Annotated in this window: 20 protein-coding genes; 13 read left to right on the top strand and 7 right to left on the bottom strand. The window is 65.6% G+C overall.

Features of this window, described 5'->3' with window-relative positions; all coding sequences use genetic code 11:
• The first annotated feature begins 67 nt into the window (after nt 1-67).
• Nucleotides 68-646, top strand: coding sequence for a TRAP transporter small permease (locus NJQ99_RS07720; RefSeq protein ID WP_269332253.1), 579 nt, complete (start codon nt 68-70; stop codon nt 644-646).
• Nucleotides 646-1,932 (top strand): TRAP transporter large permease, encoded by a 1,287-nt coding sequence (locus NJQ99_RS07715; protein WP_269332252.1) that lies wholly within the window; start codon nt 646-648, stop codon nt 1,930-1,932. Before NJQ99_RS07720 ends, NJQ99_RS07715 begins: the two co-directional genes overlap by 1 nt.
• A gap of 62 nt (nt 1,933-1,994) precedes the next feature.
• Here the strand turns inward: NJQ99_RS07715 and NJQ99_RS07710 are convergent, their stop codons facing one another.
• From NJQ99_RS07710 to NJQ99_RS07700, 3 genes are all read right to left on the bottom strand, one after another.
• Nucleotides 1,995-2,138, bottom strand: a complete 144-nt coding sequence (locus NJQ99_RS07710; RefSeq protein WP_269332251.1) for a hypothetical protein — start codon at nt 2,136-2,138, stop codon at nt 1,995-1,997.
• Nucleotides 2,139-2,281: 143 nt separating this feature from the next.
• Nucleotides 2,282-3,451, bottom strand: coding sequence for an iron-containing alcohol dehydrogenase (locus NJQ99_RS07705; RefSeq protein ID WP_269332250.1), 1,170 nt, complete (start codon nt 3,449-3,451; stop codon nt 2,282-2,284).
• A gap of 104 nt (nt 3,452-3,555) precedes the next feature.
• Nucleotides 3,556-4,920: a glutamine synthetase family protein gene (locus NJQ99_RS07700; protein ID WP_269332249.1), complete on the bottom strand. Its 1,365-nt coding sequence runs from the start codon at nt 4,918-4,920 to the stop codon at nt 3,556-3,558.
• Nucleotides 4,921-5,587: 667 nt separating this feature from the next.
• Between NJQ99_RS07700 and NJQ99_RS07695 the strand changes: the two genes are divergently transcribed.
• Nucleotides 5,588-6,355: a hypothetical protein gene (locus NJQ99_RS07695; protein ID WP_269332248.1), complete on the top strand. Its 768-nt coding sequence runs from the start codon at nt 5,588-5,590 to the stop codon at nt 6,353-6,355.
• 316 nt (nt 6,356-6,671) lie between these two features.
• The gene (locus tag NJQ99_RS07690) at nt 6,672-7,304 is read left to right on the top strand and encodes a sulfotransferase family protein (RefSeq protein WP_269332247.1); all 633 of its coding nucleotides are present in this window, start codon (nt 6,672-6,674) and stop codon (nt 7,302-7,304) included.
• On the opposite strand, the gene NJQ99_RS16375 is transcribed toward NJQ99_RS07690, so the two are convergent.
• Genes NJQ99_RS16375 through NJQ99_RS07680 form a run of 3 tightly spaced genes read right to left on the bottom strand, consistent with a single transcriptional unit; the run spans nt 7,247 to nt 9,046 of the window.
• Nucleotides 7,247-7,657 carry a redoxin domain-containing protein gene (locus NJQ99_RS16375; protein WP_407933358.1) on the bottom strand — a complete coding sequence of 137 codons (411 nt, stop codon included), beginning with the start codon at nt 7,655-7,657 and terminating at the stop codon, nt 7,247-7,249. The genes NJQ99_RS07690 and NJQ99_RS16375 overlap by 58 nt on opposite strands.
• 35 nt (nt 7,658-7,692) lie before the next feature.
• A complete protein-coding gene (locus NJQ99_RS07685) occupies nt 7,693-8,079 on the bottom strand; it encodes a DUF302 domain-containing protein (RefSeq protein ID WP_269332246.1) in 387 nt (128 codons plus the stop codon).
• Nucleotides 8,080-8,101: 22 nt separating this feature from the next.
• The gene (locus NJQ99_RS07680; RefSeq protein ID WP_269332245.1) at nt 8,102-9,046 is read right to left on the bottom strand and encodes a cation diffusion facilitator family transporter; all 945 of its coding nucleotides are present in this window, start codon (nt 9,044-9,046) and stop codon (nt 8,102-8,104) included.
• Between the two features lie 178 nt (nt 9,047-9,224).
• Between NJQ99_RS07680 and NJQ99_RS07675 the strand changes: the two genes are divergently transcribed.
• The 6 genes from NJQ99_RS07675 (at nt 9,225) to NJQ99_RS07650 (ending at nt 13,673) form a co-directional block, all read left to right on the top strand.
• Entirely contained in the window at nt 9,225-9,554 is a 330-nt protein-coding gene (locus tag NJQ99_RS07675; protein WP_269332244.1) for an SHOCT domain-containing protein, read from the top strand.
• Between the two features lie 133 nt (nt 9,555-9,687).
• Nucleotides 9,688-10,005 carry a hypothetical protein gene (locus NJQ99_RS07670; RefSeq protein ID WP_269332243.1) on the top strand — a complete coding sequence of 106 codons (318 nt, stop codon included), beginning with the start codon at nt 9,688-9,690 and terminating at the stop codon, nt 10,003-10,005.
• Between the two features lie 97 nt (nt 10,006-10,102).
• Nucleotides 10,103-10,675, top strand: coding sequence for a cupredoxin domain-containing protein (locus tag NJQ99_RS07665; RefSeq protein WP_269332242.1), 573 nt, complete (start codon nt 10,103-10,105; stop codon nt 10,673-10,675).
• Nucleotides 10,676-10,751: 76 nt separating this feature from the next.
• Complete coding sequence (locus NJQ99_RS07660) at nt 10,752-12,449, top strand: copper resistance system multicopper oxidase (protein WP_331283288.1); 1,698 nt, start codon at nt 10,752-10,754, stop codon at nt 12,447-12,449.
• Nucleotides 12,450-12,462: 13 nt separating this feature from the next.
• The gene (locus NJQ99_RS07655) at nt 12,463-13,158 is read left to right on the top strand and encodes a copper resistance protein B (RefSeq protein WP_269332241.1); all 696 of its coding nucleotides are present in this window, start codon (nt 12,463-12,465) and stop codon (nt 13,156-13,158) included.
• Between the two features lie 65 nt (nt 13,159-13,223).
• The gene (locus NJQ99_RS07650; protein WP_269332240.1) at nt 13,224-13,673 is read left to right on the top strand and encodes a DUF411 domain-containing protein; all 450 of its coding nucleotides are present in this window, start codon (nt 13,224-13,226) and stop codon (nt 13,671-13,673) included.
• 438 nt (nt 13,674-14,111) lie between these two features.
• Here the strand turns inward: NJQ99_RS07650 and NJQ99_RS07645 are convergent, their stop codons facing one another.
• The gene (locus tag NJQ99_RS07645) at nt 14,112-14,375 is read right to left on the bottom strand and encodes a DUF4242 domain-containing protein (protein WP_269332239.1); all 264 of its coding nucleotides are present in this window, start codon (nt 14,373-14,375) and stop codon (nt 14,112-14,114) included.
• Between the two features lie 149 nt (nt 14,376-14,524).
• On the opposite strand from NJQ99_RS07645, the gene NJQ99_RS07640 reads away from it, so the two are divergent.
• From NJQ99_RS07640 to NJQ99_RS07630, 3 genes are all read left to right on the top strand, one after another.
• On the top strand, nt 14,525-15,403 hold the full coding sequence (locus tag NJQ99_RS07640; RefSeq protein WP_269332238.1) for a LysR family transcriptional regulator: 879 nt from the start codon (nt 14,525-14,527) through the stop codon (nt 15,401-15,403).
• 272 nt (nt 15,404-15,675) lie between these two features.
• Entirely contained in the window at nt 15,676-16,977 is a 1,302-nt protein-coding gene (locus tag NJQ99_RS07635; protein ID WP_269332237.1) for a phenylacetate--CoA ligase family protein, read from the top strand.
• Between the two features lie 4 nt (nt 16,978-16,981).
• Nucleotides 16,982-17,740, top strand: coding sequence for an enoyl-CoA hydratase/isomerase family protein (locus tag NJQ99_RS07630; RefSeq protein ID WP_269332236.1), 759 nt, complete (start codon nt 16,982-16,984; stop codon nt 17,738-17,740).
• Nucleotides 17,741-17,872: the final 132 nt, after the last annotated feature.

Here is a 17,872-nt window from a genome sequence, read left to right as displayed (position 1 = left end):
GCAGGGTGTTCGATAATCAATGTAACGTTCGGATAATCGAATGGCAAAGCCAAGGGAGGGGCGGGGCGTGCGCGAGGGTGACTCGGGCCGGGGCCGGCGGGTCTTTGCAGTGCTCGACCTGACGATCCACTCTGTCGAACGGGTTCTCCGCTTCATCGGCGCGTGCATGATGCTTGCAGTCATGGTGATCGTCGCCGGCGACGTCTTCGCGAGGTATTTCTTCAACGCCCCGTTTTCCTGGTCATACGATCTGATATCGATTTATCTCATGGTTGGGATCTTCTTCTTCTTCCTTTCCGATACCTTCCGCTATCACGGCCATGTCGCGGTTGACATCGTGCAGAACCGGCTGGGGCGGCGCGCCCGGCATGCCAGCCAGTTCGTCGCGGGCGCCGTCTCCTGCGTCGTGTTCGGGCTCGCCCTCTGGGTTGGTGTCGGGCGCGCGTGGTCCAGCTATGTGGTCGGCGAGGCGCTGGCCGGCGCCATCGCCTGGCCGATGTGGGTCGCCCTGTCCTTCGTTCCGCTGGGGATCAGCCTGCTTTTCCTGCGCCTCGTGCTCGCGACACTTGGCCACGCGGTCTCGTTCGCACTCGAGCGCGACTTTGCGCCGCTGCCTCCGCTTGCCGGAACCGAGGAGGCACCCTGATGCTCGCGGCCGCGGGGTTCCTCCTGCTCGTCGTGTTGCTGGCGCTGGGGACGCCGGTCGGCTTCTCGCTCGCCGTTGTCGGCACCGCCGGCCTCTGGTGGATCGGCAACCTCGACATCGTGCTGGGCGTGCTCAAGACCGCACCGCTGTCCACGGTCAGCTCCTACGAACTGATCGCTGTGCCCATGTTCATCCTGATGGCCGAATTCGTGATCCTGAGCGGGGTCGCGAACAGCCTCTTCTCGGCGGCAGCGACATGGGTGGGGCGCGTGCCGGGCGGCCTTGCCATCGCGACCTCGCTTGCAGGAGCGGGATTCGGCGCCATCTCGGGCTCGAGCACGGCCGCAGCGGCAACGCTTTCGGCTACCTCTATTCCGGCGATGCTTGAGCGCGGGTACGAGCCTCGGCTCGCCTGCGGGGTCGTTGCCGTCTCTGGTACGCTCGCCATGCTGATCCCCCCCAGCGTCGCGCTGGTCATCTACGGGATCATCGCAGACGTCGACATCGGCGCGCTGCTCATCGGCGGCATCATCCCGGGAATCATCGTTACATTCGCAATCGTCGCGACGATCCTCACGCTGATCTGGCGCGACCCGAGCCGGGCGCAGCGGTCGCGCGCCTACACGATGCGCGAAAAGCTGGCCTCGCTGCGGATCGTGGGGCCCATGCTCGTCCTGCTGTTCTCCGTCACGGGCGTGATCTACACCGGCATCGCCACGCCGACCGAGGCATCGGGTATCGGGGCGCTGGGGGCCTTCGCCATCGCGCTGGGTGCGGGCCGGGTGCGGCCTGCCCTGGTATTGCAGGCGGCCACGCGCGCCGGACATGCAACCTGCATGATCATGATGATCATCATGGGCGCGCACATCTTCGGCTATTTCTTCACGCTGACCCAGACCACTCAGATGCTTGTCGCGTGGGTCGCGGCACTCGACGTCACGCCGTACCTGATCATGGCATTGATTATCCTGGGCTACCTGGTGCTCGGCTGCCTGATGGACCAGATCGCGATCCTCATCCTCACCGTGCCCATCCTGCTGCCCGTAATCATCGATCTCGGTTTCGATCCGGTCTGGTTCGGTGTCCTGGTCATCATCACGGCCGAGGTCGGCCTGATCACGCCGCCCGTGGGCCTCAACGTGTTTGTGGTCGCGCGCTATGCGAAGCAGCCGATCGGAGAGATCTTCGCCGGTGTCTGGCCGCACGTCGTCGCGCATATTCTGGTGATTGCGCTTCTCGTTGCGCTGCCGCAGCTTGTGCTCTGGCTGCCATCGACAATGCGTTAGCGCCGGGGACACTTGCTGCCCGCGCAGGTTTCGGCAAGGGCCCGCGTTTCGAGCACAGTCGCCTATTGGCCTTCGTCCGCACCCCCTGATACGCCTGCCCCGATCATCCGGTCGATCTCGCCGTCGGCGAAGCCCAGTTCGGCCTGGATCTCCTCGGCGTGCCCGGTCCGGTCGCTTGCCTTCGCGTAGCGCGGGTCGCTCGCCATTCCCGCCTGACCGACGGTGGTGCAGAGCCTGTTGGCCTCATATAGATAAGTGTATGCGTTATAATAATTTGCTGGGCCACAATTATCTTTTTAGAGGGGGACTCTTGGCCCCTAGGTCACTGAATGATTTGAAGAAATCGGCGTCAGTTGATTCCTCTGTCCACCCCCATACAAGCGTCGAAAAGCGCGCGCGTATTCTCCCGCGTCATCTGGACAGGGTTTCCCGCGCAGGTCGGATCTTCCAGCGCCATTTCAGTCAGTTCGTCGAGGTGCGCGGGCTCCACACCCATCTCGGAAAGCGTAGCGGGGATCCCGAGGTCCGCCCTTAGCGCCAGGACGCGCGCCACGAAGCCGTCGAAGCCCCCCGCAATGCCGAGGTAGGGCGCAGCACGCTCGATGCGGGCTTCGATCGCAGGGCGGTTGAAGGCCAGAACCATGGGCATGACGACAGCGTTCGTGGTGCCGTGATGGGTGTTGTAGACCGCGCCCACGGGATGGCTGAGGGCATGGATCGCGCCCAGTCCCTTCTGAAAAGCTACCGCGCCCATCATGGCGGCGCTCATCATGTGCGCCCGCGCCTCGATATCGCTACCGTCGGCATGGACCCGCGGGAGGTTTTCCAGAACCAGGCGCATACCCTCCAATGCGATGCCCTGGCTCATCGGGTGATAGTGCGGACTGCAGAACGCCTCGAGACAATGGGCCAGCGCATCCATACCGGTGCCCGCGGTGATGCCCCTCGGCATCCCGACGGTCAGTTCCGGGTCGCAGATCGTTATGGTCGGCATGAGCTTCGGGTGAAAGATGATCTTCTTCCTGTGCGTTTTAGAATTCGTCAGAACGCCGGCGCGTCCGACCTCGGAGCCGGTGCCCGCAGTGGTCGGCACGGCGATGATCGGAGCGATCCTGGACGCGTCGGCGCGGGTCCAGTAATCCCCGATGTCCTCCAGGTCCCAGACGGGTATCTTCTGCCCGGCCATCAAGGCGATCATCTTCCCGAGATCGAGCGCGGATCCGCCACCGATACATACGACCCCATCGTGCCCGCCCGCGCGGAAGGCCGCGGTCCCGGCCTCCATGTTCGCTTCGGTCGGGTTCGGATCGATATCCGCGAACAGTGCGCGGCCCAGACCTCCGGCATCGAGGATGTCCAGCGCCCGCGCGACGATCGCCAGTTCGGCGAGCCCCCTGTCGGTGACGAGAAGCGGGCGCGTGATTCCAGCCGCCTGGCAATGATCAGCGAGCTCCACAATCCGTCCAGGACCGAACTTGATGGCAGTCGGGTAGGACCAGTTGGCAACGGGAACACTCATGCTTTCACCTTCGGGTCATGGAAGAGTGCGCGCAGGCGGCGAACACGTCGCCCCGGCCGGATGCACTCGCGCTGCGCTCGTCCTCGTTTCACGGGGTCCCCTCGTCAGGCGCGTTCGAACCCCCGCCTGACCTCCCAGTCGGTCACCACACGCTGTTGTTCCTCGATCTCCCAGCGCGCGGCGCGGTAATAATGCTCAACCACCTCTGCGCCGAAGGCACGGGTCAGCATCTCGCTGCCCCTCAGCAATTCCGCCGCCTCGGCCAGCGAGGTCGGCACGCTGCGCGCCTCGGCCGCCCGGTAGATGTCCCCGACCGTCGCCGGCTCCAGTTCGAGCGTCCGCTCGATCCCTTCCAGTCCCGCCGCAAGAAGCGCCGCGATCGCCAGGTAGGGGTTGAGGTCGGCGCCACCGATGCGGCATTCGACGCGGACCGCCTGCGTTCCCTCGCCGCAGACCCGGAAGCCGGCCGTGCGGTTGTCGAGACTCCAGACCGCCTTCGTCGGCGCGAACAGGCCGGCCACGAAGCGCTTGTAGCTATTGACGTAGGGCGCCAGGAAACAGGTGATTTCGCGCGCGTTGGCGAGCTGGCCGGCGATATAGTGGCGCATGAGATCCGACATGCCGTGGTCCGCGTTCATGTCGAGGAAAGCGTTCTGACCGTCTCGGAAAAGTGACTGGTGGACATGGCTCGACGAGCCAGCCCGGTCTGTGGCGTATTTCGCCATGAAGGTCGCGGCATGGCCGTGCTGGTTGGCAATGTCCTTGACGCCCATCTTCACGAGGCTGTGCATGTCGGCGGTGTCGAGCGCGTCGGAATATCGGACATTCAGTTCTTCCTGCCCGGCCTCCGCCTCGCCCTTGGAGTTCTCGACCGGGATACCAGCGCCGTAGAGGCCATTGCGGATCGCCCGCATCACATGTTCCTCTTTCGAGGTTCCGATGATCGAATAATCCAGGTTGTAGCGCCCCAGCGTCTGCAACGTTCGATAGCCCGCGTCGCTCAGCGCGTCGAAGCTTTCCTGGAACAGGAAGAACTCCAGTTCGGTGGCCACGCAGGGCTTCAGCCCCATCGCCTCGGCCCTGGCGACCTGACGCTTGAGAATCGTCCGAGGGGCGTGCGCCACCTCCTCGTGCCCATGGTGGTCGAGCAGGTCGCACATCACCAACGCGGTGCCCGGAAGCCAGGGGATCCGCCGGATCGTCGAGAGGTCCGGCTTCATGACATAGTCGCCGTAGCCCGCCTCCCACCCGGTGGACCGGTAGCCCTGAACTGTCATCATCTCCAGGTCGGTGGCCAGCAGGTAATTGCAGCAGTGGGTCTCCTGCCAGGCGGTATCGACGAAATGCTGCGCATGGAAGCGCTTGCCCTGCAGGCGCCCCTGCATGTCGACGATGCAGGCGAGGATCGTGTCAATCTCGCCCGAAGCAACCGCTTCCTTCAGAGCATCGAAGGTCATGTTCGCTGGCATTCCCGCCTTCCTCCCCCATCAGCTGGCTCGCCCGTCGTGAGAGGCGGGCCTCAACTGGTCTCTGTGCTGTGCATCATACTCCGGTATGAGGTCGCGTGCTGGAGTTAGAAAGAACTAATCCGACCCCTGCGAGCGGTCGACATGCGGGCGTCCGAAGTGTCGCAGGAAATAACCCTCTTGGCGGAAAAGGGGGTGGAACCTTCAAGGTGCGGGGCAATGCCCAGGAGGGTCAGTCTTGGTTCATCCTCTGATGGGGCAACTGCTACTCACTCGAAACCAGCGCGCCGCTCCCCTTCCTGAAGGACCGCCTGATGTCCGAGCGTGCCAATCTCGCCTGCACATGCTTCGGCCACACGCCGCGCCACGGCCGCTGTTTCCGCGTCATTGTGTGTATGGCAGCAAGCGCGATCAGAAGCGGCCCCACACCATCGATCCGGTGGGGAAAACAGTCATGAAACTGCAAAAAATGGGTATGGTCGCCTTCAAGTGGTGATGTCAGAGGGAAATGGCGGTATCGGCGGCAGCTGATATGCTACCCTTCAGGGATTGATGCACAAGCAGAACAAGGCGATATTGGCTCCAGGCGCCAGCCCTAGACTTGGGCGCCGGACTCATCCGTTCCCCTGGAAACAGTTGCTCAGGTTCTGTTCCGGGCAGGTGCCGCGCCATGATTGATCGTCGCCAGATCATTTCCGTCCCCAGATGGGCAAAGGCCCTGCTCGTACTGCTGCTCGGGTTCGTCTTGGCGACGTCGATTGTTGTCGCGCTCCGCTTTATCGGACAGGACGGAAAGACGGATCTTGTCCTGATCTCGTTGTCGTTGGCCCAGTCGACCATCACGATCTTCTTCGTGGGATTGATCGTGGTCTTCGCTGAAATGGGAACGGACGTTTCGCAGATCGAGCGAAAGTCCGAGGACTTTCTGACATCCATCCTTCCGTCCCGCCTGTCACGGATCGTGCTCGATGGTGTCCGTTGCCAGGCGCGGCCGCTGAGCGACATCGACATCTTCGGAAAGCTTTTCGAACTCCGTTTCGGATCGGAAACGTACCGGGTGTGGATCGGCCTGAACGTCAAGCGATTGCTGGTCATCCATTTCATCGGAGAGGATCCGGGCAACGCTGGCTTCCAGAGCTATTCGCAGAGGCAGCCGAGCGCGAGTTTCAGCGAGTGGCTGCGGCAAGACGTCTTCTCGATCACACTGCAGGGTGCCGAGAAGGTCGGCTATGAAGTCAACTGCCAACGCGCCACGGTCGACGGCGAGCCGCTTGTGGCGATCTGGATGGCAATCGACTGCGGGGACGACTTCATCCTGTCGCCCGGAGAAAAGCTCTTCTGGTCGAACGACATCGCGATGATGACGGAATCCTTCTTGCGGACGGCTGTGAGAAACGGCCTGAATCTTCGGACGTCCGCGGTGCCCCAGCCGCTTTGAGGGGGGCGGCGAGGAAGCTGCCAGGGGAAAATGCGTTGAGGGGGCAAACGGTGACCCTGGCCACGGTCAATGCCTAGGCCCCTTCGGCTGTCTCAAGACGTCGCCCGAGGTCATCCGCCTAGCTGTGATGATGTACGTCCGGTTCCCGCTCTCGCTCCGAAATGTCGAGGATCTGCTGCGCGGCCCAGGAGAGGATGCAATATGCTTCATTGCCTGCCGCGGTTCGTGGTGCCAAGCTGATTGCGGCGAGGCGGCTTCGGGGAACGCTTCTCCGCGTCCCTCCATCTGCAGCCCGGCTTCACATGCGAGGGATGCCATGGCGCTGGAAGTCATCGGGGCCGGTTTCGGCCGCACGGGAACCAATTCGCTGAGACTGGCGCTGGAGCGCCTTGGCTTCGGCCCCTGCCATCACATGTTCGAAGTGCGCGACAACCCCGAACAGCTGCCCGCCTGGGAAGCTGCCGCGCGCGGGGAGAAGGTGGATTGGGACGAGGCATTCAAGGGGTATCGCGCGCAGGTGGATTGGCCAGGCGCCGCATACTGGCGGCAGCTTGCCGAACACTATCCCGACGCCAGGGTGATCCTCAGCGTCCGCGCCCCGGATGACTGGTTCGACAGTGTTCAGGCGACCATAGGGCCCTTCATGACGACGATGCGCGGAAAGCACGCGCATCCGCACATGAACGCAATTGCCGAGATGTGCGGCCGCTTCATCGTCCAGGACATCTTCGACGGACGCATCGACGACAGGGAGCACGCGATTGCGGTCTTCAAGGCCCATACGAAGGAAGTGCGGGACACGATCTCCCCTGAGCGGCTCCTGGTTTACGAGACAGGCAGCGGATGGGGCCCGCTGTGCGCCTTTCTCGGCGTCCCGGAACCCGATAACCCCTATCCGATGACCAACAGCAGCAAGGAGTTCCAGGCGCGCCACGGCGGAGAGGGCTGACCTGCTGCGGCACACCTGACAACGACGACCATGCCTGCGCGATGCTCTGCGCCCTCGCGGCACCGGACCCGTTTTTCCAATACCATCGGCAGGATCAGATCCTTTCCAGGGGCGACCGGATAGACCGCGGAGTAGAACGTCTGGCAGACGGCACACCAGAGCCTGCAGAAGTCGAGTATGACGCCGGCGCCGAGGAAGTCCGACAGGTCGACCGTGGCTCCGCGCTGGTGCTGAGCGCTGAAGGTTGAGGCTTCCGAACCGATGGGCGCAGTGTGCGCAAGGCGGGGAAGTGCCACCGCGTTTCCGGCCGCAACACCGGCGAAGTGACCATCACAGTCGTCCAGCGGCGACATACCGTCTGCATTGGCAAGCGCCTCTGACAGCCGCCTCAGATCTTCGCGACTGCATCCGCCAGCATGTCCCTGACATCGCCGGCGACACGCTTCAGGTCCGGATTGTCGATGGCGGACATGGAGGCGACGGGGTCGACGGCGCTGACCTCGACGCCGCCGTCCACCTCCCTCAGGATGACGTTGCAGGGCAGCATCGCGCCGACGCGCGGCTCCAGACCCAATGCCTCCCACGCCATCTTCGGATTGCACGCCCCGAGAATCCGGTAGCCGGCCATGTCGCGGTCGAGTTTCTTCTTCATCGTCGCACGCACGTCGATCTCGGTCAGGACACCGAAGCCTGCGTCGGAGAGCGCCTGCCGGGTCCGTTCGTCCACATCGTCGAGGCTTGCGCCGCCGATGGTCCGGTCGATGGTGTAGCTCATCGGATTGTTCCCTTCCTTTTTGTCAGCGTGCCGTTGGTTGACCGGGTGCGCCGGGCAGGACGACGTCGATGGCCTCTGCGCCGCTTTCGTCGAGGCACGCCGTCTCCACCTGAAGCGTGACGAAGAAGAACCCGTACCGCGTCTTGAGCATCCGGTGCGCCTTCGCGAGGGTCTTTTGCGGGTCGTCTTTGCCTGCCGTGCGCAGGTGCGCCGAGAAGACGTGCTTGCCGCTGGTCAGCCCCCAGGCGTGGACGTGGTGAACGTCCGCGACGCCGGGCAGTTCCCTCAGCGCCGAGACGATGTCCGAAAGGCTGACGCCCGGCGGCGTGCCCTCCATCAGCAGGTGGAGGGCGTCGCGCAGGATGCCCCAGCTTGCCCAGAGCAGCACGAGACCAAAGGCGATCCCCAGAAGCGGGTCGATCAGCAGAAAATCCGTCAGCGCGATCACGACCGCCGTCACGATGATGAGGAGGCTGCCCACGAAGGTCTGGACGATGTGCCAGAAGGCGCCCTTCAGGTTCAGGTCGCTGCCCTGCCGGCGATAGAGGAGGGCGAGCGAGACGACCTCCGTGACCAGACCGCCCGCTGCCGCAATCAGCATCGGGGCCGTGGGCAGGTCGATGGGATGGCGCAGGCGCATGGCGCCCATCACGATCACGACGAGCGCCATGACGAGCAGAAAACCACCGTTCACCAGTGCGCCGGCGATCTCCGCCCTGTACCAGCCGAACGTCTTCATCTCGTCCGCCGGGCGGCGCGCGATGCGCGCGGCGACGATGGCGACGAGAACGCCGCCCACCGCCGAGAAGGTATGAAACGCGTCCGACATCACGGCGACCGAGCCGGTGTAGAGCCCGATGCCGAATTCCACGACGAAATAGACGCCGGTGAGCCACGCGGAGACGCTCAACGCGCGGGAATTTCCGCCGTCGTGCATCATCATTCCGTGGTCGGCGTGGTCGGCCATGTCCAGTCCCTCCAGGCCGCCCCGGCCGGACGGGCGATCCAGCCACCGGAAAGATGCCCGCATGCGAAGCGTCCGGCCGTTGCCACTTCACATCCTTGACCTTCCAGCCACAGGAGGGTCAAGGATGGCGTCCGCTTTCAACCCTTCATGTCCCAACAGAAGAGAAGGAGAAGCGACGATGGCAAAAGGAACGCGTTACCTGTTCACGACAACGGCCTTGTTATTCGCAACGAGCGAAGTGGCCGCAGCCGCACCGGGAGACAATTACTACCGGCACGGCGACATGATGTCCTGGGGCGGATGGTTTGTCGGCCCGATCATGATGCTGCTGTTCGTCGGGCTGCTGGTCGCGGCAATCGTCGTGGCGCTGAGGCTGGCGGGCCTGGACTTCGGTGCGGGGCGGCGGGAGAGCGACGTGTCCCGCGCCCTGTCGATCCTGCAGGAGCGCTACGCCCGCGGCGAGATCGACCATGAGGAATACGAGGAACGGCGCAGGCGTCTGGTCTGAGCGGCTGGCATCCGCTGACAACGCCGGGGGCTTGTTTCCGGATGCCGCCGTGCCAGATTTATCCGACGACGCTTGACCTTTCTCCAGGTGGAAGTTCCATTTGATCTCCATGCAGAGATTCGTTCGCATCCTGATGACCGCTCTCTTCGTGCTGGCCGCCGTGCTGGCGCTGCCGGGCGGCATGGGGAGTGCGCCTGGGACAGGTGAGGCCCATGCGGCCGTATCCGGGCATGTGCATGAGCATGGCGACGCAGGCCATGGGCACCAGCTTCCGGGCGATCCCGCCGGAAGTTGCGCCATGACCATGGGCCATTGCATCACGGGCATCCGCGACGTGGCGCCGGTCAGCATCGGGCGTAGCAGCCCCCGCATCCTCGTGCTGCGGCCCGCCGAGAGCGTTCCTGCAGCGGGCTTGCCGCACGAGACGGACACGCCGCCACCGCGCCTCTGAAGATACCGGACCCGCACCTGCCTCGCGCCCCGCCAACTGGGCAGCGTGCGGCGGTGTGCGCACCACTCCCGACCCGATATCTTCGAAGGTGAACACCATGAGCTATCCGACAGCACGCCGGGCCCTTGTGCCCGCACTGGTCTCCCTCACCCTGCTTCTGGGCGCGCCTGCGCTCGCCGCGGGCAAGCACGCCGGCGGCCACGGCCACGGCCACGGCGGGGGCGTCGACATCGGCCAGCCCGCCGACGCTGCCAGCGCGACCCGCACGGTGGAGGTCGAGATGCACGACAACTACTTCGAGCCCGAGACGATCACGGTGAAGGCGGGGGAGACGATCCGCTTCAAGGTCCGCAATGCGGGCACGCTGGTACACGAGTTCAACATCGGCACCGCAGCCATGCACGCCGCTCATCAGGGCGAGATGATGATGATGATGGAGCATGGCGTCCTGAAGCCCGACAGCATCGACATGGAGGCCGCCCGTCACATGCAGGCCACCATGGGCCACGGCATGCACGAGGAGCCCAACAGCGTGCTGCTGGAACCCGGCGCGGAAGGCGAGATCGTCTGGACCTTCCCCGCGGCGGGCGAGGTCGCGCTGGAGTTCGGCTGCAACGTGCCGGGACACTACGAGTCCGGCATGGTGGGCGACTTCCGGATGAATCGCTGAGCGTGCCGCAAGGCGGGGGCCGGCGTCCGTATGGGCATCCCGTGTCCGGCGGCCTCATTCACAGGATGAGCAAGACATGACGACCATCGCAATGGTCCGGGCGGCCGCGTTCGGGGCCGGGCTGGCCATGCTGCCCGGCGGGGCGGCAATGGCCGGAACCTATGACATCACCGTCGACCGGATCGCCATCGACACCGGCGACTTCGTGAAGCGGGGCGTGGGCTACAACAAGAGCCAGACGCCGACGATCCTGCGCTGGCGCGAGGGGGAGGAGGTCACCATCAACGTGACCAACAATCTCTCGGAGGAGACCTCGATCCACTGGCACGGGCTGATCCTGCCGTTCGACCAGGACGGCGTTCCGGGCGTGAGCTTCGAAGGTATCGCGCCGGGGGAGACCTTCACCTACCGCTTCCCGATCGTTCAGGCAGGCACCTACTGGTTCCACAGCCATTCCGGCTTCCAGGAGCCGGACGGGGCCTATGGCGCCATCATCATCGAGCCGAAGGGGCGCGAGCCCTTCCGCTACGACCGGGACCATGTGGTGCAGCTGACCGACAAGCACCCCCACTCCGGCGCACGGATCATGCGGAACCTCAAGATGATGCCGGACTATTACAACCGGCAGCAGCGGACGCTGTTCGACTTCCTCGGCGACGCGGCGGAGAAGGGGCTGGGGGCCGCGCTGGCCGACCGCGGGGACTGGGGCTCCATGCGGATGATGCCCACCGACATCGAGGATGTGCAGGGCTTCACCCCGCTCATCAACGGGAAGGGGCCGGCGCAGAACTGGACCGGCCTGTTCACTCCGGGAGAGCGGGTGCGTCTGCGCTTCATCAACTCCTCCGCCATGACCTATTTCGACATTCGTATCCCCGGCCTGAAGATGACCGTGGTGCAGGCGGACGGGAACAATGTCCAGCCGGTGACCGTGGACGAGCTGCGCATCGCCGTGGCCGAGACCTATGACGTCATCGTCCGGCCGATGGAGGACCGAGCCTACACGATCTTTGCGGAGTCCATGGGGCGGACGGCCTATGCCCGCGGCACGCTCGCCCCGCGCGAGGGCATGGAGGCCGAGGTGCCGGAGATGCGCAGCCCGCCGCTGCTCACCATGGCCGACATGGGGATGGCGCATGGGGACATGGGCCATGGTGCGATGCAGGGTGGCACCCACACCATGCCGGACGGAAGCGTCATGCAGGGCGCGGCGCACGGGCACATGGACCATGCCGGCCACGGCGCGGCGGATGCGGGCGGAGATCCCTTCTACGCCCCCGGTAGCGGCCTGACGCCCGAGGCGGCGAACGGCGGCAAGGTGCTCTCCTACGCCGATCTCAAGGCGCAGAAGCCGCTCTACGCGCATCGGGAAGCGACCCGCGAGATCGAGTTGCGGCTCACCGGCAACATGGAGCGCTACCTCTGGACCATCAACGGCGTGAAGCACGGCGACTCCGAACCCATCCGCCTGACGTACGGGGAGAGGGTCCGCTTCAAGTTCGTCAACGAGACGATGATGACGCACCCCATGCACCTGCACGGCATGTGGTCGATCCTCGACAATGGCAGCGGCGCGTGGAACCCGGTCAAGCATGTCGTCAGCGTCGCGCCCGGCACCACCGTCTACATGGAGACCGAAGTCGACGCGCCCGGGCAATGGGTCTTCCATTGCCATCTCGCCTATCACATGGAGGCGGGCATGATGCGCAAGGTCATCGTCGAGGGCGGCCCCGCGGCAAAGAGCGCGTCCTCCGCCGCCGTGACGGGGGGCTGAGCCGATGGCATACATGACAAGGACAGCCGGCTTCGCTGCGGTGCTCGCCGTCGCGGTTGCCTCTCCGGCGCTTGCGGAGTCCCCCTTCTGGGGCGTGCAGGTGGAACAGTTCGAGTATCGCGCGGGCGAGGGGAGCGATCTCCTGGCCTGGGATCTCGACGCGCTCGCGGGGACCGATGCGCTGAAGTTCGTCTGGCGCAGCGAGGGGGAGTTTGCGCTCGACGAGGACGCCTTCGAGGCCATGGAGAACCAGCTTCGCCTGCAGGTCCCGGTGACGGATTTCTTCGACGCGGTGGTCGGCGTGCGCGCCGACACGCCGGAGGGACCGGACCGGCTCTACGGGGTGATCGGGCTGCATGGCCTCGCCCCGCAATGGTTCGAGGTGGATGCGGACCTCTTCGTCTCCGACCGCCCCGTCGCCCGGTTCGAGGTGGAGTACGAGGGCCTCATCACCAACCGGATCGTCCTGACGCCGAGCATCGAGGTCGACCTGCCGCTGCGCGACGACCGGGCGATCGGGCTCGGGGCATGGGGGCCGAAGGTGGAGATCGGCGCGCGCCTCGGCTACGACCTCGTGGACCGGGCGATCTCGCCCTATGTCGGCGTCCACTACGAGCGCGTGTTCGGCGCGACCCGCAGGCTTGCGCGTGCCGCCGGAGAGGACGACGATGCGGTCTATCTCGTCGTCGGTACGCGGCTCATGTTCTGACCGCTAGCGCCCCGGCGGGGCACGCTCCGCCGGGGTGCACGCCCATCGCAGAAAGGACGAAGAAGATGAACCGCCGCATGTTTCTGGTCGCTTCCGCCGCCCTGGCGGTGGCAGGCTCCTCCGTCGCCGCCGCAGCGCCGCGCATGCTGGTCCGCAAGTCGCCGACCTGCGGCTGCTGCGGCGCATGGGTCGATCATGTGCGCCGCGCCGGGTTCGCGGTCGAGGTGCGCGAGATGCCGGACGACGCGCTCTACGCGCTCAAGGAAAAGCTCGGGATCGCGCCGGAGCACATGTCCTGTCACACCGCCGAGATCGACAGCTATGTGATCGAGGGCCATGTTCCCGCCGCCGATGTCGCCCGCCTGCTGAAAGAGCGTCCGCGCGCGCTCGGCCTCAGCGTGCCGGGCATGCCCGTCGGCTCGCCGGGGATGGAGATGGGCGACCGCCGCGATCCCTTCGACACGCTGCTCCTCGGCCCGAACGGGTCGGCGACGGTCTTCGTTTCTCATCGTTGATCGCACGCGCCCTGCTCCCCGGACGCGCCCCCGTCCGGGGAGCGAGTTTTCGGGCCTTGGTCGGCATAACGCGCTGGCTGCGCGTGCCGATTTGCCGCGTAGCAGCGCAGCGATAAGCCTGACTGAGTCAGAAAGCGCGGGCAATTCTCTCGGGCGAGGGCGGGCGTCGTGCATCGGGATCGGTAAACTGAACCATGGCTACCGGCTTTCGATCCCCCAGTGCCAGGAGAGGGGGGGCGGACTGGCGAGATCAGGGCTGCCAGCGGTCCCTCGATCGGATCGGTCACATTGTCAGTACCGCCGCTGGAGAATCCACGGGTATTGCAGGTCTGCGCCGCCTTTCACGTCCGCCCGGTGCTGCCGATGCAGGAGGCCTGGAAAGGCTCTGCCGCCCGCTGCGCGGCCGCAGCGGGCGGAGCCTGCAGGGGGTACGACCGCTCAGGGCGTCAGGTCGAGCGCCGCGACGATCCTTTCGTACGGGAGGCCCGCCGTGTCGTTGAGCCTTTGGACCTGCTCCGCGCTCTCGCCGTCGAACAGGCACATGCAGCGACCGTCATCGGGCGCGAACGTCGACCGGATGTACCGGATCGCCGCGCCGTCTTCCGACATCCGGTTCGCTGTCGCAATCGCTGCCTGCTGCGCACCCGCCAGGTCGTCCATGCTGATGCCCTTGAGATTGCGTTCGACCATGTAGACCGTCATGTCCGATCTCCTTCGTTGCCGCCAACCGGGAAAGTGAACGACACGCGCGCGGCTGGGCAAACTGACGAATCGTCATGGTTCGATAACTTCCGGTATCGTGCATCTTCGGTATTCTTGGGACCGGGAATGGGGAAGTGGGGGGCTTCTTCATGGAAATGTCGCAGATCCGCTATGTCCTGGCGGCAGCCAAGCATCTCAACTTCACGAAGGCCGCGGCGGCCTGCAATGTCACGCAGCCTGCGCTGACGAAGGGCATCAAGGCACTCGAGGAGGAACTGGGTGCGCCCATCTTCCACCGCGAGGGGCGGCGGATCCTGCTCAGCGATTTCGGCCATTCCATGCTGCCGCATCTCCGTCATATCGCAGACGAGGCGGCGGCGGCGCAGGTGCTGGCGCAGAACTTCCGGCTGCTCGACCAGGTTCCCGTGCGGCTGGGCGTGATGTCGACGATCGGCCATGTGCGCCTTGCGCGGTTCCTCGCGGACTTCGAGAAGAAGCACCCGGGCCTCGAACTCTCGGTCAGCGAAGGCTCGGTTGCCGACCTCGGCGACCGGCTCTCGAACGGGGAACTCGATGCCGCGGTCTTCACGCGCACCGCGGAGACCGAGGCCGGTTTCCGCGTGGATGAACTTTACCAGGAGCGCTATGTCGTCGTGTTCCCGCCGGACCACAGGCTGGGCCGAATGAACGCCATCCGCCTCGCCGATCTTTCCGGAGAGGCCTATGTGGACCGTCTCGCCTGCGAGATGCGGGAGATGGTCATGGGGGTCTGCAAGGACCGCAGCGTCGACCTCTATGCGCGCTTCCGGTCGGAGCGGGAGGACTGGGTCCAGGCGATGGTGCTCGCGGGACTGGGGTTTGCGTTCATGCCGGAGTTCTCGGTCACGCTGCCAGGCCTCCTCCAGCGGCCCCTGATCGAGCCGGGTGTGGAACGCTCGGTCGTCCTCGCCACCGTGCGGGGCCGCCGGTTTTCGCCCGCGCTCGCGGCTTTCATGCAGTCAGCCCAGAGATTCGCCTGGCCGGGTTAGAGACTGCGGCTGCCCGAGGCGACGCGTATGGCAAGGAAGGAAAAGGGTGAAAGACTGCAGTTGCTTCGGGTGGCGGTTCGCCGCCCCGGCGGCCCGAGATCATCCCTGATCCAGAGATTTGACGGCAGGACCGCGACCCGCCGCGGCATACCTGTTTCTCGGGGTAAAATCTGAAACTGACGTCATGTTTGTTGATTGCAGGCGCGCCGAATGGTATCAAGCATGGTCCGCGCGGAGCGGCGGAGGCAAGCAAAACGGGGGCGGTGACGCGCATGGCGCTCGTCGAGACTGCGGAGTATCTGCCGGGGGCCGACATGGCACGCCACCAGCAGGTGGCGTGGGAGGCGCAGTCGCGCTCGGTCGCTGCGCGCTCGGACTTCTACAAGGCGCTATGGACGGGGCATAAGGTGTCGGCGCGGCTGGAAGACCTGCCCGCCCTGCCCTTGTCGGACAAGGCGATGCTTAGGGTGGCGCAGGCCGACCATCCGCCCTTCGGGAACTACCTTGCGACGGACGTGACCGCGGTGAACCGGCTGCACCGGACGTCGGGCACGACGGGGCAGGCGATGAACCTCGCGCTGTCGGCACGCGACGCGCACGTCACCGCGGTCGTCGGCGGGCGCAGCCACCGGGCCAGCGGGCTCGGCCCCGGCCATCGCGTCGTGCACTGTCTCAATTACCAGATGTGGATGGGCGGGCTGACCGACCATCTGACGCTCGAGGCGACGGGCGCCCTCGTGATCCCGTTCGGCGTCGGCAGCACCAGGCTGCTGATCGAGACCATCCGCGACCTGAAGGTCACTGCGATCTCGTGCACGCCGTCCTATCCGGCGGTACTGGAGCGCGTGATCGCGGAAAACTTCCCCGGTCTTGCACCCCGCGACCTGGGGCTGAAACTCGGCCTGTTCGGCGGCGAGGCGGGGCTCGACAGTCCCGACCTGCGCCGACGCTTCGAGGAGGTGTGGGGCCTCGCGCCGCGCAACGCGAACTATGGCGTATCGGACGTCTTCTCGAACTTCGCAGGCCAGTGCGCGCACGACAACGACCTGCATTTCCTCGGGCTCGACGTGCTCTATCCGGAGCTGATCGACCCCGAAAGCACAACGCCCCTGCCGATCGCGGCGGGTGCGCGGGGGGAACTCGTTCTCACCCATCTCGACCGGGAGTGCCAGCCGCTCGTCCGCTTCCGCACCGGCGACGTCATCCAGGTCACGGGCACGGACCCCTGCGCCTGCGGGCGGACGGGGTTCCGGTTCCGCGTCGTCGGACGCAGCGACGACATGGTCGTGGTGCGCGGCATCAATGTCTTCCCGACCATGGTTGCCGCGGTGATGAACGGGCTGCCTGCACTGTCGGGAGAGTATCTCATCCGGCTCAAGGGCATCGGTCCCTACGACCGCCTCCCCGTCGAGGCTGAGGTGGCCGGTGGCGTCACACCAACGCCGGAGCTTGCGGCAGAGGTGGAGCGTGCGGTCAAGGATGCGCTGCGGGTGACAGCGGAGGTGCGGCTGCTTGCGCATGGCGCCTTACCACGCACGGCGGGAAAGACGCGCCGGGTCATACGGGAGGATTGAGAGAATGACCAAGACCGTGCTGTTGTCCGTGGCGGGCGGGATCGCCGAGGTCCGCCTGAACCGCCCGGACCGGCTCAACGCGATCAACCCGGACCTGCTCAGGGACTTCGCCGACGCGCTGCGTGCCGCGCAGTCCGACCCGGCGGTCGCGGCCATCGTCCTCGCCGGCGAGGGGAGGGCCTTCTGCGCCGGCGACGACCTGAAGGAGTTCGGGGAGCAATCGGCCGGACCGGCCGAAACGCGGGTCTTCATCGAGAACATCCAGGAGATCACCCGCCTGATGATGAACGGCGAGAAGATCGTCGTGGGCGGCATCCATGGCTGGGCCGTGGGCGGCGGCCTCGAATGGGTGATCAATTGCGACATCGCCGTGATGGCGGAGAGCTGCCGCTGCTTCTTCCCCGAGACGCAACTGGGCGTGTTCGTCACGGGCGGCGTGACAACGCTTCTGCCGAACATGATCGGACTGCAGAAGACCAAGGAATTGATTCTCCTGGGGGATCGCTTCACGGCGGCGGAGGCGCACCAGATGGGGCTCGTCGCGCGCGTCGTGCCCGACGGGCAGCACGAAACCGTTGCGCGGGACATGGCCGCCCGGATCGCGGACTTGCCTGCCGTCGCGCGCCGCAACGTGAAGGCGGTGCTGAACAAGGCGTTCCAGTTGCCGCTGGAACAGGCCATGGCGCTGGAGACCGATGCCACCGTCGAAGGCTTCCTCGACCCCGGAACCGCGGCGCGCGTACGCGAGGCGATCGCCGGGTAGGCGGGGACACGCCATTTGTCGGCATGGCCTGCCCATGCCTGGCGGGCAGGCTTCGTCAGGGTCGGCGGGGCAGCCGCGGCTCCCCCGTGAGCCAGGCGATCAGGCCGCCCTTTCATTGCGTACCGGCCGCCA

Origin of the sequence: Futiania mangrovi, from assembly GCF_024158125.1 — a bacterium.
GTDB lineage: Bacteria > Pseudomonadota > Alphaproteobacteria > Futianiales > Futianiaceae > Futiania > Futiania mangrovi.
The sequence above is the reverse complement of the archived record's forward strand: the minus strand, read 5'-3'. Positions and strand labels throughout refer to the sequence as shown.

Coding starts and splice junctions, on each gene's coding strand:
- NJQ99_RS07690 (WP_269332247.1), top strand. CDS start 6,672: ATGGCGCTGGAAGTCATCGGGGCCGGTTTCGGCCGCACGGGAACCAAT.
- NJQ99_RS07630 (WP_269332236.1), top strand. CDS start 16,982: ATGACCAAGACCGTGCTGTTGTCCGTGGCGGGCGGGATCGCCGAGGTC.
- NJQ99_RS07660 (WP_331283288.1), top strand. CDS start 10,752: ATGACGACCATCGCAATGGTCCGGGCGGCCGCGTTCGGGGCCGGGCTG.
- NJQ99_RS16375 (WP_407933358.1), bottom strand. CDS start 7,657: ATGTCGCCGCTGGACGACTGTGATGGTCACTTCGCCGGTGTTGCGGCC.
- NJQ99_RS07695 (WP_269332248.1), top strand. CDS start 5,588: ATGATTGATCGTCGCCAGATCATTTCCGTCCCCAGATGGGCAAAGGCC.
- NJQ99_RS07680 (WP_269332245.1), bottom strand. CDS start 9,046: ATGGCCGACCACGCCGACCACGGAATGATGATGCACGACGGCGGAAAT.
- NJQ99_RS07640 (WP_269332238.1), top strand. CDS start 14,525: ATGGAAATGTCGCAGATCCGCTATGTCCTGGCGGCAGCCAAGCATCTC.
- NJQ99_RS07635 (WP_269332237.1), top strand. CDS start 15,676: ATGGCGCTCGTCGAGACTGCGGAGTATCTGCCGGGGGCCGACATGGCA.
- NJQ99_RS07700 (WP_269332249.1), bottom strand. CDS start 4,920: ATGCCAGCGAACATGACCTTCGATGCTCTGAAGGAAGCGGTTGCTTCG.
- NJQ99_RS07675 (WP_269332244.1), top strand. CDS start 9,225: ATGGCAAAAGGAACGCGTTACCTGTTCACGACAACGGCCTTGTTATTC.
- NJQ99_RS07655 (WP_269332241.1), top strand. CDS start 12,463: ATGACAAGGACAGCCGGCTTCGCTGCGGTGCTCGCCGTCGCGGTTGCC.
- NJQ99_RS07710 (WP_269332251.1), bottom strand. CDS start 2,138: ATGGCGAGCGACCCGCGCTACGCGAAGGCAAGCGACCGGACCGGGCAC.
- NJQ99_RS07705 (WP_269332250.1), bottom strand. CDS start 3,451: ATGAGTGTTCCCGTTGCCAACTGGTCCTACCCGACTGCCATCAAGTTC.
- NJQ99_RS07665 (WP_269332242.1), top strand. CDS start 10,103: ATGAGCTATCCGACAGCACGCCGGGCCCTTGTGCCCGCACTGGTCTCC.
- NJQ99_RS07685 (WP_269332246.1), bottom strand. CDS start 8,079: ATGAGCTACACCATCGACCGGACCATCGGCGGCGCAAGCCTCGACGAT.
- NJQ99_RS07650 (WP_269332240.1), top strand. CDS start 13,224: ATGAACCGCCGCATGTTTCTGGTCGCTTCCGCCGCCCTGGCGGTGGCA.
- NJQ99_RS07645 (WP_269332239.1), bottom strand. CDS start 14,375: ATGACGGTCTACATGGTCGAACGCAATCTCAAGGGCATCAGCATGGAC.
- NJQ99_RS07715 (WP_269332252.1), top strand. CDS start 646: ATGCTCGCGGCCGCGGGGTTCCTCCTGCTCGTCGTGTTGCTGGCGCTG.
- NJQ99_RS07670 (WP_269332243.1), top strand. CDS start 9,688: ATGACCGCTCTCTTCGTGCTGGCCGCCGTGCTGGCGCTGCCGGGCGGC.